The organism is Silvania hatchlandensis, from assembly GCF_025564065.1.
GTDB lineage: Bacteria > Pseudomonadota > Gammaproteobacteria > Enterobacterales > Enterobacteriaceae > Enterobacter > Enterobacter hatchlandensis.
Window position 1 is genome coordinate 152,029 of sequence record NZ_JAMGZK010000044.1, and the last position, 25,375, is coordinate 177,403.

Below are 25,375 nucleotides of genomic sequence, written 5' to 3' on the forward strand. Positions count from 1 at the left end.
TTTCTGGGGAATAAAATGGCAACGTAATGGGTTTTCTTTTTTAAATTAAATCCTCATTGCAGCGTGGGGCGGGATAAACATGCCGGTCGTGATGTAGGGTGATTTTGAACGGATGGTCAAAATAACGACAGCCGGTTTTTCTACGTCTGAAGTATGAGTTTTTATAGTGGTTGTTTTATTGTTCCGCTCTCAGCGAGCATTTCTTTGGTGTGAGATTAATTAAGGGGATTAATGATTAATCCTGTCAGCATTTCATCACAACGTGCAGGTTTGCAGGAGGGGAAAGCAGGGGACGTTGCCACTCATCAGCATTGGCCTGTTGTTGTCGCGGTTTCATTACGATAACCCCTGCCAGAAACAGCGGTTTTATGATAAAACACTTCTTATCTCAACTTATTAGCTTAAAGCGTTTATGACTCAGTCCAGCGAAAAACAGGCACCAACCACCTCTGACACCATTGGGCGTGCGTTGCGTCGTCGTCCGCTGGCGCGCAAAAAATTGTCCGACATGGTAGAAGAAGAGCTGGAGCAGATGATCCGTCGCCGCGAGTTTGCGGAAGGGGAGCAGCTTCCTTCTGAACGTGAGCTGATGGCGTTTTTCAATGTCGGTCGCCCCTCGGTTCGTGAAGCGCTGGCTGCATTAAAACGCAAAGGCCTGGTACAGATCCAGAACGGTGAGCGCGCCCGTATTTCACGTCCGTCTGCGGATACCATCATCAGTGAGCTCTCCGGTATGGCGAAAGACTTTCTTGCCCACCCGGGTGGGATTGCGCATTTCGAACAACTACGTCTGTTCTTTGAATCCAGCCTGGTACGTCATGCCGCGCAGCATGCAAGCGATGAACAGATTGCACTGCTGGAAAAAGCGCTGGAGCTGAACAGCCAGTCCCTGGATGACAACGCCCTGTTTATCCGTTCTGATGTCGAATTTCACCGCGTGCTGGCAGAAATCCCCAACAACCCTATCTTTATGGCCATCCATGTCGCCTTGATCGACTGGCTGATCGCTGCCCGCCCCGCCGTACCTGAAGAGGCATTGCGCGAGCACAATAACACCAGTTATCAACAGCATATTGGGATCTTCAACGCCATCCGCAGCCAGGATCCGGATGCGGCTGAACGCGCGTTGCAAACCCACCTCAACAGCGTTTTCGCCACCTGGCACGCCTTCGAACAAAATAAAAAGCGACGCAAGTAACCCCTCGATCATTTAGTGAACTGGATCGCGTTCCGCGTATTTCGACAGCGCTCATTTTTTTCTGTCTGGTATAACAGGTATAAAGGTCTATAGTCATAACATCATCACAACATATCGAGGTCTCTATGTCAGTTACGCTTAAAGGGGTTATGCCTGCTCTGCTTACTCCGTTCGATCGTCAGCAGCAGCTTGATACCAAAAGCCTGCGACAGCTGGTGCAGTTCAATATTGCGCAGGGCGTTGATGGCCTGTACGTCGGGGGATCAACCGGCGAAGCCTTCGTGCAAAACAGCGCTGAACGTCAGGAAGTGCTTGAAATTGTTGCTGAAGAAGCGAAAGGGAAAATAACGCTGATTGCCCATGTTGGGACAGTCAGCACCCACGAAAGCCAGCAACTGGCGAAAGCCGCCAGCCGGGCGGGCTATCACGCGGTGTCTGCCGTCACGCCCTTTTATTACCCTTTCAGTTTTGAAGAGCATTGCGATCACTATCGTGGAATTATTGATGCTGCGGATGGGTTGCCGATGGTGGTGTACAACATCCCGGCGCTGAGCGGCGTCAAACTGTCTCTGGATCAGATCAACACCCTGGTGACCTTACCGGGCGTCGGTGCGCTGAAACAAACGTCCGGGGATCTGTATCAGATGGAGCAGATCCGCCGGGCGCATCCGGATCTGGTGCTGTACAACGGCTATGACGAGATCTTCGCTTCCGGCCTGCTGGCAGGCGCGGACGGCGGGATCGGCAGTACCTATAACATTATGGGGTGGCGTTACCAGGCGATTGTAAAAGCGCTGAAGGAAGGGGATATCGCCAGCGCGCAAGCGATCCAGGCGAAATGTAATGCGGTGATTGATCAGCTGATCAAGGTCGGCGTGTTCCGTGGCCTGAAAACCGTTCTGCATTACATGGATGTCATTGATGTGCCGCTGTGCCGTAAACCCTTTGCGCCGGTCGATGAGAAATATCTGCCAGAACTCCGGGAATTAGCGCAGCAGCTCCAGCAAGAAAAAGCACAACACTAAAACAAAAACAGATGCCGGGACTGACCGGCATCGCTGTACCTGTATCCTACAAAAACAGCGTATGGGTTTACCCATTGCGGAGACTGACATGAATACAATGACACAAAATGTCCCGTGGTATCGTTGCCTTAACCGTCAGCAGTGGCGGGCATTTACTGCCGCCTGGGTAGGTTATGTTCTTGATGGTTTCGATTTTGTCCTGATTGCCCTCGTATTAACCGATATCAAGACCGAGTTTGGTCTGACGACCCTCCACGCCGCGAGTCTTATCTCCGCGGCCTTTATTTCCCGCTGGTTCGGCGGCCTGATGCTGGGGGCGATGGGCGATCGCTACGGTCGTCGTCTGGCGATGGTCAGCAGTATTGTGCTGTTTTCCGTGGGCACGCTGGCCTGTGGCCTGGCCCAGGGTTATACCACCATGTTTATTGCCCGCCTGATCATCGGTATGGGGATGGCGGGAGAGTATGGCTCCAGCGCGACCTATGTGATTGAAAGCTGGCCGAAAAAGCTGCGCAATAAAGCCAGCGGCTTTTTAATTTCCGGGTTCTCCGTCGGCGCGGTGATTGCGGCCCAGGTGTATAGCCTGGTGGTGCCGGAATGGGGCTGGCGCGCGCTGTTCTTCATTGGCATTCTGCCGATTATTTTTGCGCTCTGGCTGCGAAAAAACATTCCCGAAGCCGAAGACTGGAAAGAAAACCACCAGGGCAAAGCACCGGTTAAAACCATGGTGGATATTCTTTATCGCGGCGAACATCGCGTCATCAATATCATCATGACCCTGGTGGCCGGTATTGCCCTGTGGTTCTGCTTCGCCGGTCAGTTAAACAATGCTGCCATTGTGGCGGTGCTTGGCCTGCTGTGCGCCGGGATCTTCGTCAGCTTTATGGTGCAGAGTAACGGTAAACGCTGGCCGACCGGCGTCACGCTGATGGTTGTGGTGCTGTTTGCCTTCTTATATTCCTGGCCTATCCAGGCCCTGTTACCCACCTATCTGAAAACCGACCTGGCATACGATCCGGCCACCGTCGCGCAGGTGCTGTTCTTCAGCGGTTTTGGTGCCGCGGCGGGCTGCTGTGTGGGCGGCTTCCTCGGCGACTGGGTCGGGACACGCAAAGCCTACGTTTATAGCCTGCTGGCCTCCCAGCTGCTGATCATTCCGGTATTTGCCATTGGCGGAAGCAACGTCTGGGTGCTGGGTCTGCTGCTGTTCTTCCAGCAGATGCTCGGCCAGGGGATCTCCGGGATCCTGCCTAAACTGATCGGCGGGTATTTTGATACTGAGCAGCGTGCGGCCGGGCTTGGGTTTACCTATAACGTTGGCGCATTAGGTGGGGCATTAGCCCCGGTGCTGGGGGCATTTATCGCCCAGCGTCTCGATCTGGGCACCGCACTGTGTTCCCTGTCGTTTAGCCTGACCTTTGTCGTCATCCTGCTGATTGGCTTTGATATGCCGTCCCGCGTTCAGCGCTGGCTGCACCCTGAAGCGCTCCGTACCCATGATGCCATCGACGGCAAACCCCTTAGTGGCGCCATGACTGCAAGTAAAAGCACACGCCAGCTGGTCAAAACTAAAATATAAACGGAGTGGATATGTCATTTCTTGATGCGTTGGATGCAAAAGTGCAGGCCCAGGGAGCAACAAAATGATCGTCCTGGCCATTGATATTGGTGGCACCAAGCTTGCCGCCGCGCTGATAGACAGTTCATTACGGATTGTCGCACGCAGAGAAATTCCGACACCCGCCAGCCAGACGCCGGATGCGCTGGAGAACGCGCTGCGCGTACTGGTGACACCTCTCTATTCTGAGGCGCAGTACATTGCTATCGCTTCAACCGGGATTATTCAGGATGGCGTCTTAACCTCGATTAACCCGGCCAACCTCGGAGGACTGTCCCATTTCCCACTGGTGCAGTACCTGTCTGCCCTGACCGGGCTGCCCGGCGTGGCATTAAATGATGCCCAGGCCGCGGCGCTGGCAGAGTATCAGCAGGCGCCCTCCAGGATCCGCGATATGGTGTTTATCACCGTCTCGACCGGGGTGGGCGGAGGGGTGATTCAGGATGGCAAACTGGTCACCGGCTCCGGGGGGCTGACCGGACATTGCGGTCACACCCTTGCTGACCCCCACGGGCCACGCTGCGGCTGTGGGCGGATCGGCTGCGTTGAGGCCATTGCCTCGGGGCGGGGCATCGCCGCCGCCGCGCAGGACGAGTTATCCGGGCTGGATGCCAAAGCCATTTTTGCCCACGCCGCGCAAGGGCAAACTCAGGCGGTGGCGCTGGTGCAACGTTCGGCCCGGACCCTGGCGCGCTTGATTGCGGATCTGAAAGCCCTGACCGACTGTCAGCGGGTGGTAGTGGGTGGCAGCATCGGGCTTGCCGAAGGCTATCTTTCGCAGGTGCAGCACTACCTGGCGCAGGAACCTGCGGTTTATCAGGTCGAACTTTATTCTGCCCACCACCGCAGCGATGCGGGTTTGCTGGGCGCGGCATTATGGGCACAAGGATCACGACAATGATTGTCGGTCATCTCAACCAGCTGCAGGCCACCGGGCTGTCGGCGGCATTTTGTCAGGCCATCGACCAGGCGTTGCGCGCGGAGATTGCGCACAACGCGCCGGGAAGTTATCCCCTGGAGGGAGAGGCGTTGTTTGTCAACGTGATGCAGTTCGACACGCAGCGCGCGGAAGACAAACGCGCCGAGCTGCATCGCCGCTACATCGATATTCAAATTGTGCTGGAAGGCGAAGAGCGTATTTATTACGGCCTGACGGGGAGCGCGCGGGAGTGTGATGAATGGCACGAGCAGGAGGATTATCAGCTTTGTCAGCGCATCGAAAATGAACAGTCCCTGACGCTGAAACCGGGTATGTTCGCGATTTTTATGCCGGGAGAACCGCATAAACCCGGCTGTCATACCACGCAACCGGTACGGCTAAAAAAGGCGGTAATTAAGCTGCTGCACAGCGCTGTGTGAATGTGCTGCATAAAAAAAGCCCGCCGTGCGGGCTTTTAATACTTCACTTCTTTTACTCGTCGTCGCGTTCTTTCGCCGCCCGCTGGCGTTCATAATACTCGTCTTCAGCGGTGATGATTTCATCCATCAGCGAGTCCATATCCACATCATGAAGTTCTTCGACAAACAGCCCGGTCAGCGGGGTTTCTGGCGTTAACTTGCCGTCTTCATACAGCATCCAGATCTCTTTCGCGTAGCGCGTTTTCAGCAGCTGCGGGGCGAACTGACCGTAATAGGCGGTGATGTTATTCACATCGCGTTCAAACATGGATTCAGCATGGTTGTTGGCGGCGGCATCCACCGCCTGCGGCAGGTCGATAATCACCGGCCCCTGGGCATCCAGCAGCACGTTAAACTCGGACAGATCGCCATGCACGATACCGGCGCACAGCATGCGCACAATGTTGCGGATCATCGCATCGAAATCCGCAACCGCGTTCTCTTCGCTCAGGGTAACGTCGCTCAGACGAGGGGCGACCGCGCCTTCGGCATCGGTGACCAGCTCCATCAGCAGCACGCCGTCCAGACACATGTGAGGCTGAGGGACGCGCACGCCAGCATTCGCCAGGCGGAATAACGCATCGACCTCGGCCGTGTGCCAGACCTCTTCCTGTTGTTTACGGCCGAACTTTGAGCCTTTTTGCATCGCGCGCGCATTACGCGTATTACGGACTTTACGTCCTTCCTGGTACTGCACGGCCTGCTTGAAGCTGCGCTGTGACGCTTCCTTGTACACTTTGGCACACTGAATATTGTCACCGCACAGCACGGTGTACACGTCGGCTTCCTTGCCGCTTTTCAGGCGTTGAAGCACGGCGTCGATCAGGCCGTCATCGACCAGGGGTTGGAGTCTGTTTGGGATTTTCATGCGGCTTTTATACCTTATTTGCGCCGCTTTTCGTATCACTAACACGCAAAATTAATGCAGGCTTTTTATTCAGCTGAGGGGATGACGGGATTCAGTGCGGTGTAAACGAAACGCATCTTTTATCTGCGTGAATTTATGACAGGGCGAGGGCAGTACGGAGTGATGATAATCGCCTTAATAGTCATAATAATTAACGGGGTATCAGGAGAGTGACATTCCCGGACTGTGGGATCCGGGAGAGTGGTTTCGTGCCCATCTGTTACTCGTCAGCGAGCCACATCTCGGCTTCTTCAAACATTTCCTGAACAGCACGGCTGATTTGTTCTTTCTCATGCTTACTGGCATCGGTGTTGATGCCCGGCAGCGTCATCATCGGCTTAACGCGCACCTCGGCATCGGGGAAGATGCGATGCACCCGCTTGGCCAATTCGTTCAGGATGCGCTCTTTCGCGCCAGGCAGTCCTTCAAAGTTGCGTTTGTCATATACCAGCTCGACGAACATGGGTTTGTGATCCTAAGTGTAGTGGGTAGGAGTGTAGTTATACTGTGTTTTTATCCAGCGTCAAGGGGGTGGGGCATGTTAGGCGTAATAGGGGCACAAAAAAGCCCGCCAGGCTTGCGCCGTGCGGGCTTTCAGGACTTCGTATCAGGCTCTGGTGACCATCAACAAAGAATTTTGGTGGAGCTGGCGGGAGTTGAACCCGCGTCCGAAATTTCTACATCCTCGGTACTACATGCTTAGTCAGTCTTTACATTCGCACGCCAGCTGCGGACAGACACGCCACTGACGAACTAGCCTGATTAGTTTTAGCACTTCAGCCCCAGGCAGGACTTCCATGCGATCTCTTTTGGGTTTGACCTCTCTTGATCCCCGTCTTAAGAGCGGAAGCTAGGGAGAGAGGGCTCTTAGCAGGTTATTAAGCTGCTAAAGCGTAGTTTTCGTCGTTTGCGACTATTTTTTTGCGGCTTTTTACGAGGCAAACCGCCCCTCGGCATGCACCTTGGGTTTCGCAAATCCCGTCGAATCCAGAATCAGCCCCAATAGTGTTACATCAAGTATACCAGCATTCGCATGCCGGATACCAGTCCGGACGTTAACTTATTGAATCGCTCAATAGTTGCCCGGTTTAGCGGCCTGCGTGCTTCATGATTCGCGCTTTATCTACCTGCCATTCGCGATCTTTTGCGTCGTTACGCTTGTCATGCTGCTTCTTACCTTTCGCGACGCCGATTTTCACTTTGCACCAGGCGTTTTTCCAGTACAGCGACAGAGCGAGTACGGTATAACCTTCGCGATTGATACGCCCGAAAAGTGAATCGAGCTCTCGCTTGTTCAACAGCAGCTTACGAGTGCGGGTTGGATCGCAAACGTAGTGAGAGGACGCGACCGTCAGAGGCGTAAAGTTCGCGCCAAACAAAAAGGCTTCGCCGTCTTTAAAGATCACGTAGCTATCGCCGATGTTGGCTTTACCCGCACGCAGCGATTTTACTTCCCAGCCCTGCAGTGCAAGGCCAGCTTCGAATTCTTCTTCAATGAAATATTCATGGCGGGCACGCTTGTTGAGCGCAATGGTTGCCGAGCCAGATTTATGTGCTTTTTTCTTCGTCATAAGTTTCGTGAAGCCGTAGGTAATCTGATGTCAAAAAGTCACCTCATTGCGTCCTGTGAGGTCTAACGCGCTATATTAGCACGAGATGTGGCTCAGCGTTTTTTTAACAAGGGATAAATGTTATTATTTGTCGGTTGTTTGATCATGGAAAATGCTATGCCTCAGATTAGTCGTACTGCGCTTGTCCCCTACAGTGTGGAACAAATGTACCAGTTAGTGAACGACGTTCAGTCATATCCGCAGTTTATTCCGGGTTGTACCGGCAGCCGCGTACTGGACTCAGGCCCGACGCAAATGACGGCGGCGGTAGATGTCTCTAAAGCCGGGATCAGCAAAACGTTCACCACCCGCAATACCCTGACCGATAACCAGAGCATTTTGATGCATCTGGTGGATGGCCCATTCAAGAAGCTGATGGGGGGCTGGAAGTTTGTTCCGCTCAGCGCCGATGCCTGCCGAATCGAGTTTCACCTCGACTTCGAGTTTACCAATGCGCTGATCGAGCTGGCGTTTGGCCGCGTGTTTAAAGAGCTGGCATCGAATATGGTTCAGGCGTTCACTGTCCGCGCCAAAGAGGTTTACAGTGTCGGCTAATATTGTGGTGGAAGTGGCGTACGCCCTGCCGGAAAAACAGTATCTGCAACGCGTGAAGCTGGAAGAGGGCGCGACTGTTGAAGAGGCGATTCGTGCTTCTGGCCTACTGACATTACGTAGCGATATCGATCTGACCAAAAACAAAGTCGGCATTTACAGCCGTCCGGTGAAGCTTACCGATACGGTTAACGACGGCGACCGGGTCGAAATCTATCGTCCGCTGATTGCCGATCCGAAAGAGCTACGTCGCCAGCGCGCGGAGAGATCGGCGAAATAGTTGGCTTTCTTAATGGCCTAAGACAACAAAAAAGGTGCTCATTGAGCACCTTTTTGCGTTTCTCAAACCTTACTCTTTGGTGAGTGCAGGTTTGTTGTCGATATTGGTCAGCGCACCATTGCTGCTGAAAGTCAGCGTCAGGGTCTGCTGCGTCACGCCTTCATGGCCTGGCTGCTGACGGAAGACATAGAACCAGGTGTTGGTGCCGAACGGATCGGACATCATCGGCGTTCCCAGGGCATATGCGACCTGTTGCTGCGTCATGCCAATACGGATTTTTGACACATCGTTAGGTGCAAGGTAGTTCCCCTGGTTGATGTCAGGGCGGTAAACCACTCGTTCCAGAGTGGAGCAGCCTGCGGTCAACATCAGAAGAACCGCTGCGGCAGCGGTCAGCGTTTTACAGCGCATAGTGATTTGATTCCTTTTCGGGCCCGAGCAAGACGCGACGGCTCATATGTAATATGCCGATGATAATAGACCTTTCGCCACATTAAAACCTTTGGCGCTCGGTCTGTCGGCGTTTTTATTGTTCTCTATGACCCTGAGATCCCGAAAAAGTTTATGCCGCCAGCAGTTCTTTCGCATTTGCCAGGGTATTGCGGGTGACTTCGCTGCCGCCCAGCAGGCGCGCCAGTTCCTGCAGACGGGCACGTTTGTCCAGCGGCTGCATGTGCGTTTCGGTCATCTCGCCGTCGGTTTCTTTGCTGACAAAGAAGTGATGATGGCCACAGCCTGCCACCTGCGGTAAGTGTGTCACGCACATCACCTGGGTGGATTCCCCAAGCTGACGCAGCAGTTTGCCGACCACCGCAGCGGTTGGGCCGCTGATACCGACGTCCACTTCATCGAAGATCAGCGCCGGGGTTTCCATTTTCCTGGCGGTAATGACCTGAATTGCCAGCGCGATACGCGACAGTTCACCGCCGGAGGCCACTTTCGAGATCGCCTGCAGCGGCTGGCCAGGGTTGGTGGTCACGCGGAATTCAATCCGGTTAGCGCCCTCTGCAGTCAGGTGATGCTCTTCAAACTTCACATCAATAGTGAACACGCCGTGGGGCATCGACAGCATGTGCATGCTCTCAGTGATGTGCTGGCTGAGTTCTTCTGCATAGTGCTGACGAATAGTGTGCAGCTCAGTGGCGGTTTCCAGCGCCTGACGATGATGCACGCTGACGGCCAGCGAGAGCGTTTCCAGCGAATCGGCCTGATCGTCCAGTTGCTGTTGTTCGTCGAGCAGTGATTGATGGAATTTTGGCAACTCTTCGGGCGACACGTGGTGTTTACGTGCCAGAGAGATCTGGCGCGAGATCCGCTGCTCAAGCTCAAACATGCGGTTGGGATCCAGATCCAGCCGCTCGCAGTAATGGCGCAGCTCATCGCTCGCTTCAGAGACCTGAATAGCCGCCTCTTCCAGCATATCCAACACGCCGGAAAGCTTGTTGTCCATGCCCGTCAGCTCGGTAATGAGCTGACGCACGGTATAGAGCTGGCTTTGCAGGTTCACGTCTTCGCCGTCTGCCAGTAAGCTCAGCGCCTGCTGGCTGGTCGAGAGCAGCTGGCCGCTGTTGGCGAGGCGCTTGTACTCTTCGTCGATCTGCTCAAACTCGCCGGCAAGCGGGCTGAATTCGTTCAGCTCTTTCAGCTGATAGGTCAGCAGCTCGGCGCGTGCGGTACGCTCATGGCTCTGCTGTTGATGCTGGGCCAGCTCACGGCAGCTCTGGTGCCACTGACGATAGTGTTCAGCCATCCGTTGCGTCAGCGCAAACTCACCGGCATAGCCGTCGAGTAACGCTTTTTGCTGTTCAGGCTTAATGAGCTGCTGATGGGCATGCTGGCCGTGGATCTGAATTAACAGCTGGCCGAGTTCGCGCAGCTGAGAAAGTGGCACTGAGGTTCCGTTGATAAAGCCACGGGTGCGACCGTCGCTGCTGATAACACGGCGAAGTAAGCACTCACGCCCATCTTCCAGCTGGTTCTCTTCGAGCCAGCGCTGAGCGGCGGGGGTGTCCTTCAGGGAAAAGCGGGCGCACAGGTCAGCCCGGCTGGCGCCAGCGCGTACCATGTTGCCGTCGGCCCGACCGCCAAGGCACAGCCCGAGCGCATCAATGGCAATAGATTTACCGGCACCGGTTTCCCCGGTGATGGCCGTCATGCCGCTGTGAAAATCGATTTCGAGCTCACGAACGATCGCGAAGTTGCTGATGGTCAGTTGTGCCAGCATAGCCGTTTTCCTGTATGAAAAACCATAACTGTGTTTGTGTACAGTATAAACTGGTTTTTTATACAGTAAAGTGCTGGATGCTATTTCAGAACAATTTTTTTGACCAGCCTAACTTCGAGCTTAGAGTATTGAAATAGCTGTAGTCTTTCGGGTGAATTAGATTCAGATGGTAATCGCAGCGGCGGATCAGCACATCTTCGCCTTCCTGAATCGGCAACGCGATCTGGCTGTCGCAGCTGATCTCCAGGTCGTTGCGGCGGTGGGAAAAGCGCAGCCGAATGTTGCTGCTGCTGTTAATTACCAGCGGGCGAGCCGAGAGCGTGTGCGGGAACATCGGCACCAGCGTGATGGCATCCAGAGATGGAGTCAGGATAGGGCCACCCGCAGAGAGCGAATACGCCGTCGAGCCGGTTGGCGTCGAGATAATCAGGCCGTCGGACCGCTGCGAGAAGGCAAATATTTCGTCGATATAGACTTCAAACTCAATCATGTGCGCCACTTTGCCCGGATGCAGGACCACTTCGTTGATGGCGGTGCTGATCCGTTTCTGGCAATCCTGCTGGCACACCTGGGCTTCCAGCAAAAAGCGTTTTTCACTGATGTAGTGGCCTTCCAGCACGTCGGCGAGTTGCTGCTGAGCGTTGTCCGGATCGAGGTCGGTTAAAAAGCCCAGGTTGCCACGGTTGATGCCAATGACTTTGATGTCGTAGCGGGCGAGGGTGCGTGCGGCCCCCAGCATATTACCATCACCGCCGACGACCACCGCCAGATCGGCCTGCTGACCAATCTCAGCCAGGGTGCCGGTTTTCACGTTTTTGAGCTGCAGCTCCTGGGCGATCTGTTGTTCGACGATCACGTCGTAGTTTTTGGCGCACAGCCAGCGATACAGCATTTCATGTGTTGTCAACGCAGTAGGGTGACGCGGATGACCGACAATCCCAATACACTTGAAATGCGTGTTCATTTTCTGGAGGTCCTTGTGCGAATGAATGATGACAATGTGCCTTGCTCCCTTGAAACCCGGAAACAGATCCCCATAATAATCCAGGTTAGCGAGATGATTGTGAAAAAACGCGGAGAAATTCATGAGTAGTAAAGAACAGAAAACGCCTGAGGGGCAAGCCCCGGAAGAAATTATCACGGAGCAGCACGAAGAGGTTGAGGCGGTTGAGCCTGAGGCTGGTGCTGAGCAGGTGGATCCGCGCGATGAAAAAATTGCGAATCTGGAAGCTCAGCTGGCTGAAGTCCAGACTCGCGAGCGCGACAGCCTGCTGCGCGTAAAAGCCGAAATGGATAACCTGCGTCGTCGTACCGAGCTGGACGTTGAAAAGGCGCATAAGTTTGCGTTGGAAAAATTCGTCAACGAACTGCTGCCGGTTATCGATAGCCTGGATCGCGCGCTGGAAGTGGCGGATAAAGCGAACCCGGATATGGCACCAATGGTTGAAGGGATTGAGCTGACGCTGAAATCCATGCTCGACGTGGTGAAGAAGTTCGGCGTGGAAGTGGTTGCAGACATCAACGTGCCAATGGATCCGAATGTGCATCAGGCGATTGCGATGATGGAATCTGAGGATGTTGCAGCTGGCAACGTGCTGATGGTGATGCAGAAAGGCTATACCCTGAACGGGCGTACCATTCGCGCGGCGATGGTTTCCGTTGCGAAAGCGAAGGCATAATTCGCCTTCCGTAGCGCCGGGGGGCGGCAACGCCAGCCCGGCCTACATCATGGTTATTCTGCCACGCTCTCCCGGAGCGGTTTTACCGGCAACACTTTTACCTGCTTAATCATATTGTCCTGCACGTCCAGGATATCAATATCATACTGGCCAATGCGCACCCGGGTGCCTGCCGCTGGGATCTCTTCCAGCGCTTCCAGAATCATGCCGTTAATGGTGCGGGCCTCGTCTTCCGGCATCTGCCAGTTAAAGGCTTTGTTCAGTTCACGCACGCTGGCGCTGCCGTCAATCAGCACCGAGCCGTCGTTTTGCGGCGTGACTTCTTCGGCAAGCGAAGGGGACATCGAGGTGGTAAAGTCGCCCACGATCTCTTCCAGAATATCTTCTACCGTCACCAGCCCCTGAATATCACCGTACTCATCGACCACCAGACCAACTTTCTTTTTATTGCGCTGAAATTTAACCAGCTGGGTACTGAGCGGCGTGCCTTCCGGGATGTAGTAAATCTCATCCGCCGCGCGCAGCATCACCTCTTTGGTGAACTCTTTTTTCTCGGTCATCAGGCGGTACGCTTCGCGCACGCGTAACATGCTAATGGTATCGTCTAGTGAATCCCGGTATAGCACGATCCGGCCATGCGGAGAGTGGGTCAGCTGGCGGACGATGGCTCTCCAGTCGTCGTTAATATCAATCCCAACGATTTCATTGCGCGGCACCATGATGTCGTCCACGCTCACCTTTTCCAGATCCAGCACCGACAGCAGCATATCCTGGTTGCGGCGCGAGATTTGCGAGCGCGACTCGTGAACAATGGTGCGTAATTCGTCTTTGCTCAGCGCGCTGCTGATCACCACATCGGCTTTGATTCCCACCATGCGCATCAGCACCCGCGTCACGCTGTTCAGCAGCCATACCAGCGGCATCATCAGAATGAGTAACGGTGCGAGCAGTACGCTGCTGGGGTAGGCGACTTTTTCGGGGTACAGCGCGGCGATGGTTTTTGGCAGCACTTCGGCGAAGACCAGCACCACAAACGTCAGCACCCCGGTGGCAATGGCGACACCGGCGTTACCGTACAGGCGCATGCCGACAATGGTGCCCAGCGCGGAGGCGAGAATATTGACCAGGTTATTGCCAATGAGCACCAGGCTTATCAGGCGATCCGGTTTGCGCAGCAGTTTTTCGACACGGCGGGCGGCCCGGTTACCCTGTTTGGCGCGATGGCGTAAACGGTAGCGATTCAGCGTCATCATGCCGGTTTCTGAGCCGGAGAAATAGGCGGAGATAACCACCATGACGATCAGGGTAACGATCAGCGTGGTAGTGGAGATGTGTTCCAGGGGGAACTCCTTGGTTTTTAGCTGGCGAGTTGCTGGATGACGCGGCTGCCAAAGTAGGCCAGGGTCAGAATGCCTGCACCTGCAACGTTGAACCAGACCACGCGACGACCGCGCCAGCCTTCATGATAGTGGCCCCACAACAGGACAATATAGACAAACCACGCAATGATAGAGAGCACGGCCTTGTCGATATTCTCGAGGCTGAAGAGATTTTGCATATAAAACAGGCCGGTGCACAGCGTCAGGGTCAGCAGCACCACGCCGACCTGGGTGATGTGAAACATCTTTCGCTCGATGCTCATCAGCGGCGGCATTTCGTTACTGAAGGCCAGCTTTTTGTTCTTTAACTGGTAGTCAATCCACGCCAGCTGGAGCGCGTACAGTGCGGCAATAATCAACGTGGCGTACGAGAACAGCGACAGGCCGATATGCACCATCATACCCGGCGTGGCCTCAAGATGGGTGATGAACTCGTTCGGGACGAAGGTGGCGAACGCCAGGTTAATCAGCGCGAAGGCATAGACAATCGGCAGCAGCAGCCAGCCACGGTTTTTTGAGGCGACGATGGTCATCACAGTACAGATCATCAGGCTGACCAGCGAACCGACATTAAGCAGGCTCAGGTTTTGCCCGCTGCCGTCGCCCGGCAGAATACGCGCTTCGAGCGCAAAAGCATGGCTTATCAACGCAATCACTGCCGACAGAATAGCCATTCGCCGCCAGCCGCTGTTTTTTTGCAGCAGGCCGGGGATGATCAGCGCAAGGCTGACAGAGTACGCCACCAGGGCGATCAGTGCGAAAACAGGCATAGAGTGTCGACAGTTGTCTTAATGAGAAAGAGAGGCAGTATAACGTTACGCGACGCCTGCTCCAACCGTTGCATAACAACAAAGGCGCCTTCATGTTATACTGCGGCAAAATTCTGTGTACGTGTCGCTACTGCGACCTAACGTTTCTACCTCAGGCGAGAGACAATGTTTGATAATTTAACCGATCGTTTGTCGCGCTCGCTGCGCAACATCAGCGGCCGTGGACGCCTTACCGAAGACAACATCAAAGAGACGCTGCGCGAAGTGCGCATGGCGCTGCTTGAAGCAGACGTCGCGTTGCCGGTGGTGCGTGATTTTATCAGCCGCGTAAAAGAGAAAGCGGTTGGTCACGAAGTTAACAAGAGCCTGACCCCGGGTCAGGAGTTCGTCAAAATCGTACGAAGCGAGTTGGTTTCGGCGATGGGCGAAGAGAACCAGAGCCTGAACCTTGCCGCGCAACCGCCAGCCGTGGTGCTGATGGCCGGTCTGCAGGGGGCGGGTAAAACCACCAGCGTCGCGAAGCTGGGTAAGTTCCTGCGCGAAAAGCACAAGAAAAAAGTGCTGGTCGTTTCTGCCGACGTTTATCGCCCGGCGGCGATCAAACAGCTGCAAACCCTGGCTGAACAGGTTGAGGTCGACTTCTTCCCGTCTGACGTGGCGCAGAAGCCAATCGACATCGTTAACGCGGCGCTGAAAGAAGCGAAGCTGAAATTCTTCGATGTGCTGCTGGTGGATACCGCTGGTCGTCTGCACGTTGACGAAGCGATGATGGACGAAATCAAACAGGTACATGCCGCGATCAATCCGGTTGAAACCCTGTTTGTCGTCGATGCCATGACCGGCCAGGATGCGGCGAATACCGCGAAAGCGTTTAACGAAGCCCTGCCGCTGACCGGTGTGGTACTGACCAAAGTGGACGGCGACGCCCGCGGCGGTGCGGCGCTCTCTATTCGCCATATCACCGGCAAGCCGATTAAGTTCCTTGGCGTCGGCGAGAAGACCGAAGCGCTGGAGCCGTTCCATCCGGACCGTATTGCCTCCCGTATCCTCGGCATGGGCGACGTGCTGTCGCTGATCGAAGATATCGAGAGTAAAGTTGACCGCGCGCAGGCCGAGAAGCTGGCAAGCAAGCTGAAAAAAGGCGACGGGTTCGATCTGACCGACTTCCTGGAACAGCTGCGCCAGATGAAAAACATGGGCGGCATGGCGAGCCTGATGGGCAAGCTGCCGGGCATGGGCCAGATCCCGGACAACGTGAAAGCACAGATGGACGACAAAGTTCTGGTGCGTATGGAGGCGATTATCAACTCCATGACGCTGAAAGAGCGCGCGAAGCCAGAAATTATTAAAGGCTCCCGCAAACGCCGTATCGCGGCGGGTTGTGGGATGCAGGTACAGGACGTTAACCGCCTTCTGAAGCAGTTCGACGACATGCAGCGCATGATGAAGAAGATGAAAAAAGGCGGTATGGCGAAGATGATGCGCGGCATGAAAGGGATGATGCCCCCAGGTTTTCCAGGGCGTTAAGTGCTTTAGAGATTGCTTTTCGCGCGGAAATGAGTAAAATTTTCGGGCTTTTAATATGACACCGGGCTCCTTCCCTCGATGGGGCCCGGTGTTTTATTCACACAAGAGGATGTTATGGTAACTATTCGTTTAGCACGTCACGGCGCGAAAAAGCGTCCGTTCTACCAGGTTGTTGTTACTGACAGCCGTAACGCACGCAACGGTCGCTTCATCGAGCGCGTTGGTTTCTTCAACCCTATCGCTAGCGGTAACGAAGAAGAAACTCGCCTGGATCTGGATCGTATCGCTCACTGGGTTGGCCTGGGCGCTACTGTATCCGATCGCGTTGCTACGCTGATCAAAGCTGCAAACAAAGCAGCTTAATCTGTCACGGTGGTCATGATGAGCAAAAAAGCACCTGTTGAACCGATTGTATTGGGCAAAATGGGTTCTTGCTACGGTATCCGTGGCTGGCTCAGAGTGTTTTCCTCCACCGAAGACGCCGAAAGCATTTTTGACTATCAGCCCTGGTTTATCCAGAAGGCGGGTCAGTGGCAAGAGGTCGAGCTGGAAAGCTGGCGTCACCACAATCAGGATATCGTTATCAAGCTGAAAGGCGTTGACGATCGCGATGCCGCGAATGCACTGACTAATTGCGAAATTGTTGTGGATTCGTCGCAGTTGCCAAAGCTGGATGATGGCTACTACTGGAAAGACCTTATCGGTTGCCAGGTTGTCACCACCGAAGGCTATGGTCTGGGTAAAGTCATCGATATGATGGAAACCGGATCCAATGACGTTCTCGTCATTAAGGCAAACCTGAAAGATGCGTTTGGTATCAAGGAGCGGTTGGTTCCGTTCCTCGATGGACAGGTTATCAAGAAAGTCGATCTCGCTACTCAAACGATTGAAGTAGATTGGGATCCTGGTTTTTAAATTCTCCTGAAAACGGTAAAAGACGGCGCTATGTGGATTGGCATAATTAGCCTGTTTCCTGAAATGTTCCGCGCGATTACTGATTACGGGGTAACTGGCCGGGCAGTAAAAAATGGCCTGCTGAGCATCGAGAGCTGGAGTCCACGTGACTTCACGCATGACCGGCACCGTACCGTGGACGAACGTCCTTACGGCGGCGGACCGGGGATGCTCATGATGGTGCAACCCTTACGGGATGCCATCGCAGCAGCAAAAGCCGCGGCAGGTGAAGGCGCAAAGGTGATTTATCTGTCACCTCAGGGACGCAAGCTTGATCAAGCGGGCGTCAGCGAACTGGCAACGAATCAAAAGCTGATTCTGGTGTGCGGTCGCTACGAAGGAATAGATGAGCGCGTAATTCAGACCGAGATTGACGAAGAATGGTCTATCGGCGATTACGTTCTCAGCGGTGGTGAGTTACCGGCGATGACGCTGATTGACTCCGTTTCCCGGTTCATTCCGGGGGTACTGGGTCACGAAGCTTCGGCAACAGAAGATTCTTTTGCCGATGGATTGCTGGACTGCCCACACTATACCCGTCCTGAAGTGTTAGAAGGGATGGAGGTACCGCCGGTTTTACTGTCGGGAAACCATGCCGAGATTCGTCGCTGGCGTCTGAAGCAGTCGCTGGGCCGTACCTGGCTTAGAAGACCTGAACTTCTGGAAAACCTGGCTCTGACTGAAGAGCAAGCAAAGTTGCTGGCCGAGTTCAAAACTGAATACGCGCAGCAACAGAAACATGATGGGATGGCCTGAGGCCCCCGAATATCAGTTTACCCAGGATAAGAGATTAAATTATGAGCAACATTATTAAGCAAATTGAACAAGAGCAGATGAAGCAGGACGTACCTTCATTCCGTCCGGGTGATTCCGTGGAAGTGAAAGTATGGGTTGTTGAAGGTTCCAAAAAACGTCTGCAGGCATTCGAGGGCGTGGTTATCGCTATTCGTAACCGCGGTCTGCACTCTGCATTCACTGTTCGTAAAATTTCCAACGGCGAAGGTGTTGAGCGTGTCTTCCAGACTCACTCTCCAGTAGTTGACAGCATTACTGTCAAACGTCGTGGTGCTGTACGTAAAGCTAAACTGTACTACCTGCGTGAGCGTACTGGTAAGTCTGCTCGTATCAAAGAGCGTCTTGGCTAAGACCCGCTTAAGCAACATCCTGATAAAAAGGGCTGGCCGCAAGGCTGGCCCTTTTTTTGTCTCTGTGCGCTATACACATTAACCAATTCGTCATAAATCGTTTACAATGCCCCTGCTTTAATGGAGGGGATGTGAAGACGAATCAGCAGCAGGCACCATGGCAACGCATCGCGGTCAGTATCGCGCTGTTCGCGATCCTGCTGATCGTCATCGCGCCGCTGATCTCTGTTGCGCTGCAAAAAGATCCCATGAGCGCGATGCCTGGGATGCATCATGATATGAGTATGATGTCGGAGCATCACGCGCCCTCAGAGAGCGTTCCGGTTGACCATGCTGAAGCCTGCGGATACTGCGTACTGTTGACGCACGTTCCGGGCGTGATGCTGGCGCTGGTGATGCTGCTCGGCGCACGAGTACTCAGACAGCGTCTTATCCCGCCGCGACCCGTCGTTCACCACTGGCACTTCTTCCCCTGGCTTTGCCCCGATACCCGCGCGCCGCCGCAGACGTCTGCTTTATTCCTGTAAAAATAATGTACGCCATCGCGTATTGATAACTTTTTGCCGTAAAAGGGAAAGCATGACTACCTGCAACTCGCGCGCAGCATGGGGCAACCTGCTGCGTCGTCTTCACTTCTATGTTGGTCTGTTTGTCGGACCGTTTATCTTTATTGCTGCCCTGTCCGGGACGCTGTACGTCGCGACGCCGCAGCTGGAGAACAGCCTCTACCATCATGCACTGTTCAGCGATACGCAGGGCCAGGCACGTCCGCTGGCCGAGCAAATCGCCGTCGCGGAGCAGGTCACCGGTGGCGAGCTGCGCTTGCAGGCGGTGCGTCCGGGTCTGACAACAGGTGAGACCACCCGTGTGATGTACGTTGATCCGGCGCTGAAGGCTTCGGAAAACCGGGCGATATTTATCGATCCGGTCAGCCTCGAAGTGCGCGGCGATATGACGGTCTATGGCACCAGCGGTATTCTGCCGTTACGGCAAACCATCGACTATCTGCATCAGTCTTTGCTGCTGGGCGATGTGGGGCGTCTTTATAGCGAGCTGGCCGCATCCTGGATGTGGATTGCCGCGCTGGGTGGGATCGCGCTGTGGTTCTCAACCCGGCCAAAACGTCGCATCAATAACCGCTTTCAGAACCGCCGCCGGGTGCATGTGTCGCTCGGCTGGGTTCTGCTGACCGGTATGCTACTGTTCTCTGCTACCGGCCTGACCTGGTCTCAGTGGGCGGGCGGCAATGTGGATAAACTGCGGGCGGAAATGGGCTGGCTGACGCCGCAGGTCAACACGCAGCTTCATGGCCCGGCGGGGGTGACCGACCCGCATGCTGAGCATCATGGGCATCCTATGACCATGCCGATGCCGCAGATGAAACCCGATCTGACGCTGTTTGATGGGGTTCTGCACGCCGCCAATACCGCGGGCATTGATGCCACGAAGCTGGAGATCCGCCCGGCGAAGAGCGGCACGCAGGCGTGGACCGTGACCGAGATTGACCGTAGCTGGCCGACCCAGGTCGACGCGGTGGCCGTTGACCCCGGCACGTTGACTGTGCTCGACCATACCCGCTTTGCTGATTATCCGCTGATGGCCAAACTGACCCGCTGGGGCGTGGATTTCCACATGGGCGTGCTGTTTGGCCTGCCGAACCAGCTGGTGCTGATCGCATTTGGCATTGGGCTGTGCGTGATGATCGTCTGGGGCTATCGGATGTGGTGGATGCGCAGACCGAAGCAGACGGCAACCGATCCCGCCTCGACCCTGGTCCAGACCTGGCTCATGCTGCCGGTATGGGGACGCATGCTGTCGTTAGTCATCAGCGTGCTGCTGGGGCTGGCGATGCCGGTGATGGGCTGCAGTCTGGTGCTGTTCGTTATGGCTGACTGGCTGCGCTGGCGGTCTGCGACGAAGCTGTCGCTGGCTGAGCCAATAAAATAGTCGTGCAGGACGTGCCAATAACTGCCGCCTGGCGGTGGTTGTCGGCACGTCGCTTAGTTGCATTAATTTAAGCGGCTGGCCTGGGTTCCCTCTTTCATGCCGTGCTGCCAGGCTTCACGCAGCTTAGTGTTGTTATCCGCCGTATCGCAGCTGGCCGGGAAAATCCGGCCCGCTAATCCCCAGGCATAAACAAAGTTCTCCTGACAAATTTTCTCCTGCCCCTCTTTGTACCCGCTCAGATACTCAGAACGATCCACTTTCGGGTCGTTAAAGTTAGCCGCCAGCGATTGGTTGGATTTTACGGCTACGCCGTTCATGGCGTCTTCTTTACCGGCATCGAACCAGTCGGTTCCCGTCCAGGTGGGTTGATGCGTGTAAGGATCGATCTGACATGCAGTTAAAAGCAGGCACAGCAAAGAGGTCACAATAAAGCGCATAAGGCATTCTCCCTTTTTCATTCAGCATAGCCTGGCGCAGATAACGCGTGCTGTAATTTTTACGTTACACATTAATCGAATGTTTTTTGCCTTAAATTGCATGCTGTAAAGTATTATTTACGTATTTTGGATTGAAATCTTTACTATCTGTGGTATCGTTGGGTTTCCTCGCTGAGGAAAACAACTATCGCAAACGAGCTTCCAGGATCGCCATCATGCAAAAAGACGCGCTGAATAACGTACATATTACCGACGAACACGTTCTGATCACCCCGGACCAACTGAAAGCGGAATTCCCGCTGAGCGTTGAGCAAGAGGCGCAAATCGCGCACTCCCGCCAGACCATTTCCAATATCATTGCCGGACGCGATCCGCGTTTGTTGGTGGTATGCGGTCCGTGCTCTATCCACGATCCAGAAACTGCCATCGAATATGCTCAGCGTTTTAAAGCCCTTGCCGAAGAGGTCAGCGATAACCTCTATCTCGTCATGCGCGTCTATTTTGAAAAACCTCGTACCACCGTTGGCTGGAAAGGGTTGATTAACGATCCTCACATGGATGGTTCGTTTGATGTCGAAGCTGGCCTGAAGATTGCGCGCCATCTTCTGGTCGAGCTGGTGAACATGGGCCTGCCGCTGGCAACAGAAGCGCTGGATCCAAACAGCCCGCAGTACCTGGGCGATCTGTTCAGCTGGTCGGCAATCGGTGCCCGTACGACCGAGTCGCAAACCCACCGTGAGATGGCGTCTGGCCTGTCTATGCCGGTTGGTTTCAAAAACGGTACCGACGGCAGCCTGGCGACGGCGATCAACGCCATGCGTGCTGCGGCGATGCCGCACCGCTTCGTCGGTATCAACCAGGCCGGTCAGGTTTGTCTGCTGCAGACGCAGGGCAACCCGGATGGTCACGTTATCCTGCGTGGCGGCAAGGCACCAAACTACAGCCCGGCAGATGTCGCGCAGTGCGAAAAAGAGATGGAACAGGCAGGACTGCGCCCGGCACTGATGGTAGATTGCAGTCATGGTAATTCTAATAAAGATTACCGTCGTCAGCCTGCGGTGGCAGAATCCGTCGTGGCGCAGATTAAAGATGGCAACCGTTCGATTATTGGCCTGATGATTGAAAGTAACATCCATGAAGGCAATCAATCATCCGAACAGCCGCGCAGCGCTATGAAACACGGTGTCTCCGTGACCGATGCCTGCATTAGCTGGGAAGCCACCGATGCGCTGCTGCGTGAGATCCACAAAGATTTGAACGGCCAGCTGGCGACGCGTCTGGCTTAAGAGGTTTGTTATGGTTGCTGAATTGACCGCATTACGCGATCAAATTGATGAGGTGGATAAGGCGCTGCTGGATCTGCTGGCGCGCCGGATGGCGCTGGTCGCTGAAGTCGGCGAGGTCAAAAGTAAATACGGCCTGCCGATTTACGTGCCAGAGCGCGAAGCCTCCATGCTGGCATCACGGCGGAAAGAGGCCCAGGCGCTGGGCGTCTCGCCGGATCTGATTGAAGATGTGCTGCGCCGCGTGATGCGGGAATCCTACTCCAGTGAAAATGACAAAGGCTTCAAAACCCTCTGTCCAACGCTGCGCCCGGTCGTCATTGTTGGCGGCGACGGGCAGATGGGGCGTCTGTTTGAGAAGATGCTGACGCTTTCTGGCTACCAGGTGCGGATCCTCGAAAAAGAGGACTGGGCGCAGGCAGAGGCGACGGTCGCAGACGCAGGCATGGTGATTGTCAGCGTTCCGATCCACGTGACCGAAGAGATTATTGCTAAACTGCCTCCGCTGCCGGAAGACTGCATTTTGGTTGATCTGGCCTCGGTCAAAAATGGTCCGCTGCAGGCGATGCTGGCCGCGCATAACGGTCCGGTTCTTGGTCTGCACCCGATGTTTGGCCCGGACAGCGGCAGCCTGGCAAAACAGGTTGTCGTGTACTGCGATGGCCGCCAGCCGGAAGCTTATCAGTGGTTCCTGGAACAGATGCAGGTGTGGGGTGCACGTTTACACCGGATCAGCGCCGTCGAGCACGACCAGAACATGGCCTTTATCCAGGCGCTGCGCCACTTCGCGACCTTCGCATATGGCCTGCATCTGGCAGAAGAGAATGTCCAGCTTGAGCAACTGCTGTCGTTGTCATCACCGATTTACCGTCTTGAACTGGCGATGGTCGGGCGTCTCTTTGCTCAGGATCCACAGCTGTATGCCGACATCATCATGTCGTCGGGCAGCAATCTTGCGCTGATCAAACGTTACTACCAGCGTTTTGGTGAAGCGATCACTTTGCTGGAGCAGGGTGATAAACAGGCCTTTATCGACAGCTTCCGTAAGGTCGAGCACTGGTTTGGCGATTACGCCCAGCGCTTCCAGAACGAAAGTCGAATTTTACTGCGACAGGCCAACGACAGTCGCCAGTAATCTAATGATGTATATACTAAAAGCCAGCACTGCTGGCTTTTTTCATTTTGGGGATTTGTCATGGCCGAACCACGCGTTCTGTTTGATTATACGGGGCATTTACCGGAATGCCCGACCTGGTGCGAAGCGGAAAACGCCCTGTATTGGGCAGATATACTGGAAGGCGAGATCCACCGATATCACCTGCCTACGGCGGAACACACCGTTTTGTCCTTCCACGAAGAAGTGGGGTGTTTTGCTCTACGCCACGGCGGCTTTATTGTTGCCATGCGTAATGCCATCTGGCTGACCGACAGGCAGGGGCTGCTGCAGCGTAAGGTCTGCGATAATCCGTCCAATCCGCAGCTGGCGCGCTTTAATGACGGCGGCACGGATCATTTTGGCCGCTTCTATGCGGGAACCTTCTGGGGGCCGGGCGACTATAACGGTGCGCTGCTGATGCGGATCGACAATGACCTGACGCCGAAGGTCATCCAGTGTGATATCCACGGTCATAACGGTCTGGCATTCAGCGAAGATAAGCGCTGGATGTATACCTCTGATACGCCAAATGCCGTGATTTATCGCACGCCGCTGGACGAGCAGGGCGAGCCTGGCAAACGGGAGATATTTCATCGCTTTCTGCCGGGAGAAGGGATCCCCGACGGTGCGGCGATGGATGTCGAAGGCTGTTACTGGAGCGCACTGTTCGACGGCTGGCGCATCGCGCGCTTTTCTCCGCAGGGGGAACAGCTGGAAGAGTACCGCCTGCCAGTGCGCTACCCGACGATGGTTTGTTTCGGTGGTGACGATATGCAAACGCTTTTTATCACCACCACCCGTGAAAACATGGATCCGCAGGAGATTGCGGCCTGGCCGCTATCCGGGGCTATTTTCACCCTGCCGGTTAGCGTGGCAGGGGTGAAAAAAAGCCTCTTTATACCGCGTTAAGCCGGATCCACCGGGACGACGTTCTCGCTCGGATAGCAGCCCAGCACCTTCATCGAACGGGTAATTTTACCCAGCTCGCGCAGGGCTTTCTGCATGGATGCAGATTCCAGGTTGGCCTGGATATCGAGATAAAACATCTCTTCCCACGGGTTGCCGTGAATAGGACGGGATTCCAGTTTGGTCATGATCAGATTGTGGTTACGCAGCACCAGCAGCGCCTCAACCAGCGCACCCGCCTGTTGGCCGGTTGCCATCAGCAGCGTGGTTTTAGCTGGAACCTGATCGGAAACGTCGATGGCTTTACGCGCTAGCACAACAAAACGGGTGATGTTTTGCGTCTGGTTCGCCAGATTACGCTCCAGAACCTGCAATCCATACAGTGCCCCGCCCGCTTCATTCCCCAGTGCGGCAACGGTAGGGGTATTGGTCTGAGCCACTTTCTCCATGGCGGCTGAGGTGCTCTCGGTATACTCAATTTTCCAGCCCGGATAGCGGTTCAGGAACTGGCTACACTGCTGGAACGGCTGCGGATGGCTGTACACCGTCTCGATCTTACTCAGGTCGGTAGAGCCGCTCACCAGCACGCAGTGGTCGATAGGGATGGTCAGTTCGCCAACCAGCGACAGGGTGGTGTGCTGGAGTAAATCGTAGACGTCGTTAATCGCGCCGGAACTGGTGTTCTCGATTGGGACGATGGCGTAATCCGCTTGCCCGGTTTCAACCTGATTGAAAATATCGGCAAATTTCGCACAGCCGCTCTCGATAAACTCTTCAAAATGGCGGGCAGCGTACTGACGAGCCGCAAGGTGGGAATAGGACCCTTTTGGCCCCAGGAAGGCAACGCGCGCAGAGTGCGGATTGGTTTTATTCAGATGCTGTTGCAGTAACGCCTGTTGAGTCAGGACCGAATCTTCAATAATCAGCTGGAACAGGCGAGTGATGTAATGCGCGTCCAGATGATGCGTTTTACCGAGCGTAATCAAGCGTTCCAGCAGATCACGCTCACGATCGATATCGCGTACCGGACGATGCGAAGCCAGTTTCGCCTTGCCAACCTCGACGGCAAGCGCGCGGCGTTCTGCCAGCATTGAAAGCAATTTTTCATCCAGAGTGCTGATCTTATCTCGCAGGTCCAGTAACGGGTTTTCCGATGTCATAGTGTTGCCTTTGTCTTTTATCGTTATCAATAAAAAAGGCCCCCCGGTGTGGGAGGCCTTGTTGTTCGTCTTCGCATTCTTTATCACACGACGAAACGCCTCCCAATCAGGGGAAGGTAAAAAAGAATGCGAAGAAAAACGGTTTAGTGGTCATAAGTGATCTCTTCAATAGACTGACTTAAAGTACCCGTACTGTTTTCACCCTGTCAATAAAAAACGC

29 protein-coding genes, 1 other RNA gene and 1 other annotated feature are annotated in these 25,375 nt (G+C 54.7%); of the genes, 18 read left to right on the top strand and 12 right to left on the bottom strand.

What is annotated here, in order from left to right; genetic code table 11:
• The first annotated feature begins 412 nt into the window (after window positions 1-412).
• The 5 genes from nanR (at window position 413) to nanQ (ending at window position 5,200) form a co-directional block, all read left to right on the top strand.
• Window positions 413-1,198 (top strand): transcriptional regulator NanR, encoded by a 786-nt coding sequence (nanR, locus tag M8014_RS08090; RefSeq protein WP_271282006.1) that lies wholly within the window; start codon window positions 413-415, stop codon window positions 1,196-1,198.
• Window positions 1,199-1,323: 125 nt separating this feature from the next.
• Entirely contained in the window at window positions 1,324-2,223 is a 900-nt protein-coding gene (nanA, locus tag M8014_RS08095) for an N-acetylneuraminate lyase (RefSeq protein ID WP_271282007.1), read from the top strand.
• Window positions 2,224-2,311: 88 nt separating this feature from the next.
• On the top strand, window positions 2,312-3,802 hold the full coding sequence (locus tag M8014_RS08100) for an MFS transporter (RefSeq protein WP_271282008.1): 1,491 nt from the start codon (window positions 2,312-2,314) through the stop codon (window positions 3,800-3,802).
• A gap of 64 nt (window positions 3,803-3,866) precedes the next feature.
• A complete protein-coding gene (gene nanK / locus M8014_RS08105) occupies window positions 3,867-4,742 on the top strand; it encodes an N-acetylmannosamine kinase (protein WP_271282009.1) in 876 nt (291 codons plus the stop codon).
• Window positions 4,739-5,200: an N-acetylneuraminate anomerase gene (nanQ, locus tag M8014_RS08110; protein WP_271282010.1), complete on the top strand. Its 462-nt coding sequence runs from the start codon at window positions 4,739-4,741 to the stop codon at window positions 5,198-5,200. Before nanK ends, nanQ begins: the two co-directional genes overlap by 4 nt.
• A gap of 52 nt (window positions 5,201-5,252) precedes the next feature.
• Here nanQ and M8014_RS08115 read toward each other — a convergent pair whose 3' ends face one another.
• The 4 genes from M8014_RS08115 to smpB form a co-directional block, all read right to left on the bottom strand.
• Window positions 5,253-6,107 (bottom strand): PA4780 family RIO1-like protein kinase, encoded by an 855-nt coding sequence (locus M8014_RS08115; protein ID WP_271282011.1) that lies wholly within the window; start codon window positions 6,105-6,107, stop codon window positions 5,253-5,255.
• A gap of 259 nt (window positions 6,108-6,366) precedes the next feature.
• Entirely contained in the window at window positions 6,367-6,609 is a 243-nt protein-coding gene (locus M8014_RS08120) for a DinI family protein (protein WP_271282012.1), read from the bottom strand.
• Between the two features lie 175 nt (window positions 6,610-6,784).
• Window positions 6,785-7,147: a transfer-messenger RNA gene (gene ssrA, locus M8014_RS08125) on the bottom strand.
• An 87-nt stretch (window positions 7,148-7,234) separates the two neighbouring features.
• Window positions 7,235-7,717 (bottom strand): SsrA-binding protein SmpB, encoded by a 483-nt coding sequence (gene smpB, locus M8014_RS08130; protein ID WP_271282013.1) that lies wholly within the window; start codon window positions 7,715-7,717, stop codon window positions 7,235-7,237.
• Window positions 7,718-7,873: 156 nt separating this feature from the next.
• Between smpB and M8014_RS08135 the strand changes: the two genes are divergently transcribed.
• Both M8014_RS08135 and M8014_RS08140 read left to right on the top strand, forming a co-directional pair.
• Window positions 7,874-8,311: a type II toxin-antitoxin system RatA family toxin gene (locus tag M8014_RS08135; protein WP_271282014.1), complete on the top strand. Its 438-nt coding sequence runs from the start codon at window positions 7,874-7,876 to the stop codon at window positions 8,309-8,311.
• A complete protein-coding gene (locus M8014_RS08140) occupies window positions 8,301-8,588 on the top strand; it encodes an RnfH family protein (RefSeq protein ID WP_271282015.1) in 288 nt (95 codons plus the stop codon). Before M8014_RS08135 ends, M8014_RS08140 begins: the two co-directional genes overlap by 11 nt.
• A 69-nt stretch (window positions 8,589-8,657) precedes the next feature.
• On the opposite strand, the gene bamE is transcribed toward M8014_RS08140, so the two are convergent.
• The 3 genes from bamE to nadK all read right to left on the bottom strand — a co-directional run bounded on the left by bamE (window position 8,658) and on the right by nadK (window position 11,776).
• Complete coding sequence (gene bamE / locus M8014_RS08145; protein WP_271282016.1) at window positions 8,658-8,999, bottom strand: outer membrane protein assembly factor BamE; 342 nt, start codon at window positions 8,997-8,999, stop codon at window positions 8,658-8,660.
• A 151-nt stretch (window positions 9,000-9,150) separates the two neighbouring features.
• Window positions 9,151-10,812 (bottom strand): DNA repair protein RecN, encoded by a 1,662-nt coding sequence (gene recN / locus M8014_RS08150; protein ID WP_271282017.1) that lies wholly within the window; start codon window positions 10,810-10,812, stop codon window positions 9,151-9,153.
• Between the two features lie 85 nt (window positions 10,813-10,897).
• Window positions 10,898-11,776 (bottom strand): NAD(+) kinase, encoded by an 879-nt coding sequence (gene nadK / locus M8014_RS08155; protein ID WP_271282018.1) that lies wholly within the window; start codon window positions 11,774-11,776, stop codon window positions 10,898-10,900.
• Between the two features lie 121 nt (window positions 11,777-11,897).
• Between nadK and grpE the strand changes: the two genes are divergently transcribed.
• Window positions 11,898-12,491: a nucleotide exchange factor GrpE gene (grpE, locus tag M8014_RS08160; protein WP_271282019.1), complete on the top strand. Its 594-nt coding sequence runs from the start codon at window positions 11,898-11,900 to the stop codon at window positions 12,489-12,491.
• Window positions 12,492-12,544: 53 nt separating this feature from the next.
• Here grpE and M8014_RS08165 read toward each other — a convergent pair whose 3' ends face one another.
• Both M8014_RS08165 and M8014_RS08170 read right to left on the bottom strand, forming a co-directional pair.
• Window positions 12,545-13,831 (bottom strand): HlyC/CorC family transporter, encoded by a 1,287-nt coding sequence (locus tag M8014_RS08165; RefSeq protein ID WP_271282042.1) that lies wholly within the window; start codon window positions 13,829-13,831, stop codon window positions 12,545-12,547.
• Between the two features lie 17 nt (window positions 13,832-13,848).
• Window positions 13,849-14,640 (bottom strand): cytochrome C assembly family protein, encoded by a 792-nt coding sequence (locus M8014_RS08170; RefSeq protein WP_271282020.1) that lies wholly within the window; start codon window positions 14,638-14,640, stop codon window positions 13,849-13,851.
• A 165-nt stretch (window positions 14,641-14,805) separates the two neighbouring features.
• On the opposite strand from M8014_RS08170, the gene ffh reads away from it, so the two are divergent.
• The 7 genes from ffh to M8014_RS08205 all read left to right on the top strand — a co-directional run bounded on the left by ffh (window position 14,806) and on the right by M8014_RS08205 (window position 20,213).
• Window positions 14,806-16,167: a signal recognition particle protein gene (ffh, locus tag M8014_RS08175; protein WP_271282021.1), complete on the top strand. Its 1,362-nt coding sequence runs from the start codon at window positions 14,806-14,808 to the stop codon at window positions 16,165-16,167.
• A 114-nt stretch (window positions 16,168-16,281) separates the two neighbouring features.
• A complete protein-coding gene (gene rpsP, locus M8014_RS08180) occupies window positions 16,282-16,530 on the top strand; it encodes a 30S ribosomal protein S16 (RefSeq protein ID WP_271282022.1) in 249 nt (82 codons plus the stop codon).
• A gap of 15 nt (window positions 16,531-16,545) precedes the next feature.
• Window positions 16,546-17,082, top strand: a complete 537-nt coding sequence (rimM, locus tag M8014_RS08185) for a ribosome maturation factor RimM (RefSeq protein WP_418939601.1) — start codon at window positions 16,546-16,548, stop codon at window positions 17,080-17,082.
• A 30-nt stretch (window positions 17,083-17,112) separates the two neighbouring features.
• A complete protein-coding gene (gene trmD / locus M8014_RS08190) occupies window positions 17,113-17,877 on the top strand; it encodes a tRNA (guanosine(37)-N1)-methyltransferase TrmD (RefSeq protein WP_271282024.1) in 765 nt (254 codons plus the stop codon).
• A gap of 41 nt (window positions 17,878-17,918) precedes the next feature.
• A complete protein-coding gene (rplS, locus tag M8014_RS08195; protein ID WP_271282025.1) occupies window positions 17,919-18,266 on the top strand; it encodes a 50S ribosomal protein L19 in 348 nt (115 codons plus the stop codon).
• A gap of 131 nt (window positions 18,267-18,397) precedes the next feature.
• Entirely contained in the window at window positions 18,398-18,793 is a 396-nt protein-coding gene (locus M8014_RS08200) for a DUF2946 domain-containing protein (RefSeq protein ID WP_271282026.1), read from the top strand.
• Window positions 18,794-18,845: 52 nt separating this feature from the next.
• Window positions 18,846-20,213 carry a PepSY-associated TM helix domain-containing protein gene (locus M8014_RS08205; RefSeq protein ID WP_271282027.1) on the top strand — a complete coding sequence of 456 codons (1,368 nt, stop codon included), beginning with the start codon at window positions 18,846-18,848 and terminating at the stop codon, window positions 20,211-20,213.
• A gap of 62 nt (window positions 20,214-20,275) precedes the next feature.
• Here the strand turns inward: M8014_RS08205 and M8014_RS08210 are convergent, their stop codons facing one another.
• Window positions 20,276-20,650: a DUF2799 domain-containing protein gene (locus tag M8014_RS08210; RefSeq protein WP_271282028.1), complete on the bottom strand. Its 375-nt coding sequence runs from the start codon at window positions 20,648-20,650 to the stop codon at window positions 20,276-20,278.
• 215 nt (window positions 20,651-20,865) lie between these two features.
• Here M8014_RS08210 and aroF point away from each other — a divergent pair, with 215 nt between their 5' ends.
• From aroF to M8014_RS08225, 3 genes are read left to right on the top strand one after another with little or no spacing between them, the layout of a single operon-like run.
• Complete coding sequence (aroF, locus tag M8014_RS08215; protein WP_271282029.1) at window positions 20,866-21,936, top strand: 3-deoxy-7-phosphoheptulonate synthase AroF; 1,071 nt, start codon at window positions 20,866-20,868, stop codon at window positions 21,934-21,936.
• Window positions 21,937-21,946: 10 nt separating this feature from the next.
• Window positions 21,947-23,068: a bifunctional chorismate mutase/prephenate dehydrogenase gene (tyrA, locus tag M8014_RS08220; RefSeq protein WP_271282030.1), complete on the top strand. Its 1,122-nt coding sequence runs from the start codon at window positions 21,947-21,949 to the stop codon at window positions 23,066-23,068.
• A 60-nt stretch (window positions 23,069-23,128) separates the two neighbouring features.
• On the top strand, window positions 23,129-23,998 hold the full coding sequence (locus tag M8014_RS08225) for an SMP-30/gluconolactonase/LRE family protein (RefSeq protein WP_271282031.1): 870 nt from the start codon (window positions 23,129-23,131) through the stop codon (window positions 23,996-23,998).
• Here the strand turns inward: M8014_RS08225 and pheA are convergent.
• A complete protein-coding gene (pheA, locus tag M8014_RS08230; protein ID WP_271282032.1) occupies window positions 23,995-25,155 on the bottom strand; it encodes a bifunctional chorismate mutase/prephenate dehydratase in 1,161 nt (386 codons plus the stop codon). The two genes, M8014_RS08225 and pheA, sit on opposite strands and share 4 nt — an antisense overlap.
• A 29-nt stretch (window positions 25,156-25,184) precedes the next feature.
• Window positions 25,185-25,310: a sequence feature (Phe leader region), on the bottom strand.
• Window positions 25,262-25,309, bottom strand: coding sequence for a hypothetical protein (locus M8014_RS08235; RefSeq protein WP_225759495.1), 48 nt, complete (start codon window positions 25,307-25,309; stop codon window positions 25,262-25,264). (Overlaps the previous feature by 48 nt.)
• Window positions 25,311-25,375: the final 65 nt, after the last annotated feature.

Bases quoted from the DNA above. Each gene is read 5' to 3' on its own strand.
- nanR (WP_271282006.1), top strand. From the start codon at position 413: ATGACTCAGTCCAGCGAAAAACAGGCACCAACCACCTCTGACACCATT.
- nanA (WP_271282007.1), top strand. From the start codon at position 1,324: ATGTCAGTTACGCTTAAAGGGGTTATGCCTGCTCTGCTTACTCCGTTC.
- M8014_RS08100 (WP_271282008.1), top strand. From the start codon at position 2,312: ATGAATACAATGACACAAAATGTCCCGTGGTATCGTTGCCTTAACCGT.
- nanK (WP_271282009.1), top strand. From the start codon at position 3,867: ATGATCGTCCTGGCCATTGATATTGGTGGCACCAAGCTTGCCGCCGCG.
- nanQ (WP_271282010.1), top strand. From the start codon at position 4,739: ATGATTGTCGGTCATCTCAACCAGCTGCAGGCCACCGGGCTGTCGGCG.
- M8014_RS08115 (WP_271282011.1), bottom strand. From the start codon at position 6,107: ATGAAAATCCCAAACAGACTCCAACCCCTGGTCGATGACGGCCTGATC.
- M8014_RS08120 (WP_271282012.1), bottom strand. From the start codon at position 6,609: ATGTTCGTCGAGCTGGTATATGACAAACGCAACTTTGAAGGACTGCCT.
- smpB (WP_271282013.1), bottom strand. From the start codon at position 7,717: ATGACGAAGAAAAAAGCACATAAATCTGGCTCGGCAACCATTGCGCTC.
- M8014_RS08135 (WP_271282014.1), top strand. From the start codon at position 7,874: ATGCCTCAGATTAGTCGTACTGCGCTTGTCCCCTACAGTGTGGAACAA.
- bamE (WP_271282016.1), bottom strand. From the start codon at position 8,999: ATGCGCTGTAAAACGCTGACCGCTGCCGCAGCGGTTCTTCTGATGTTG.
- recN (WP_271282017.1), bottom strand. From the start codon at position 10,812: ATGCTGGCACAACTGACCATCAGCAACTTCGCGATCGTTCGTGAGCTC.
- nadK (WP_271282018.1), bottom strand. From the start codon at position 11,776: ATGAACACGCATTTCAAGTGTATTGGGATTGTCGGTCATCCGCGTCAC.
- grpE (WP_271282019.1), top strand. From the start codon at position 11,898: ATGAGTAGTAAAGAACAGAAAACGCCTGAGGGGCAAGCCCCGGAAGAA.
- M8014_RS08170 (WP_271282020.1), bottom strand. From the start codon at position 14,640: ATGCCTGTTTTCGCACTGATCGCCCTGGTGGCGTACTCTGTCAGCCTT.
- ffh (WP_271282021.1), top strand. From the start codon at position 14,806: ATGTTTGATAATTTAACCGATCGTTTGTCGCGCTCGCTGCGCAACATC.
- rpsP (WP_271282022.1), top strand. From the start codon at position 16,282: ATGGTAACTATTCGTTTAGCACGTCACGGCGCGAAAAAGCGTCCGTTC.
- rimM (WP_418939601.1), top strand. From the start codon at position 16,546: ATGATGAGCAAAAAAGCACCTGTTGAACCGATTGTATTGGGCAAAATG.
- trmD (WP_271282024.1), top strand. From the start codon at position 17,113: ATGTGGATTGGCATAATTAGCCTGTTTCCTGAAATGTTCCGCGCGATT.
- rplS (WP_271282025.1), top strand. From the start codon at position 17,919: ATGAGCAACATTATTAAGCAAATTGAACAAGAGCAGATGAAGCAGGAC.
- M8014_RS08205 (WP_271282027.1), top strand. From the start codon at position 18,846: ATGACTACCTGCAACTCGCGCGCAGCATGGGGCAACCTGCTGCGTCGT.
- M8014_RS08210 (WP_271282028.1), bottom strand. From the start codon at position 20,650: ATGCGCTTTATTGTGACCTCTTTGCTGTGCCTGCTTTTAACTGCATGT.
- aroF (WP_271282029.1), top strand. From the start codon at position 20,866: ATGCAAAAAGACGCGCTGAATAACGTACATATTACCGACGAACACGTT.
- tyrA (WP_271282030.1), top strand. From the start codon at position 21,947: ATGGTTGCTGAATTGACCGCATTACGCGATCAAATTGATGAGGTGGAT.
- M8014_RS08225 (WP_271282031.1), top strand. From the start codon at position 23,129: ATGGCCGAACCACGCGTTCTGTTTGATTATACGGGGCATTTACCGGAA.
- pheA (WP_271282032.1), bottom strand. From the start codon at position 25,155: ATGACATCGGAAAACCCGTTACTGGACCTGCGAGATAAGATCAGCACT.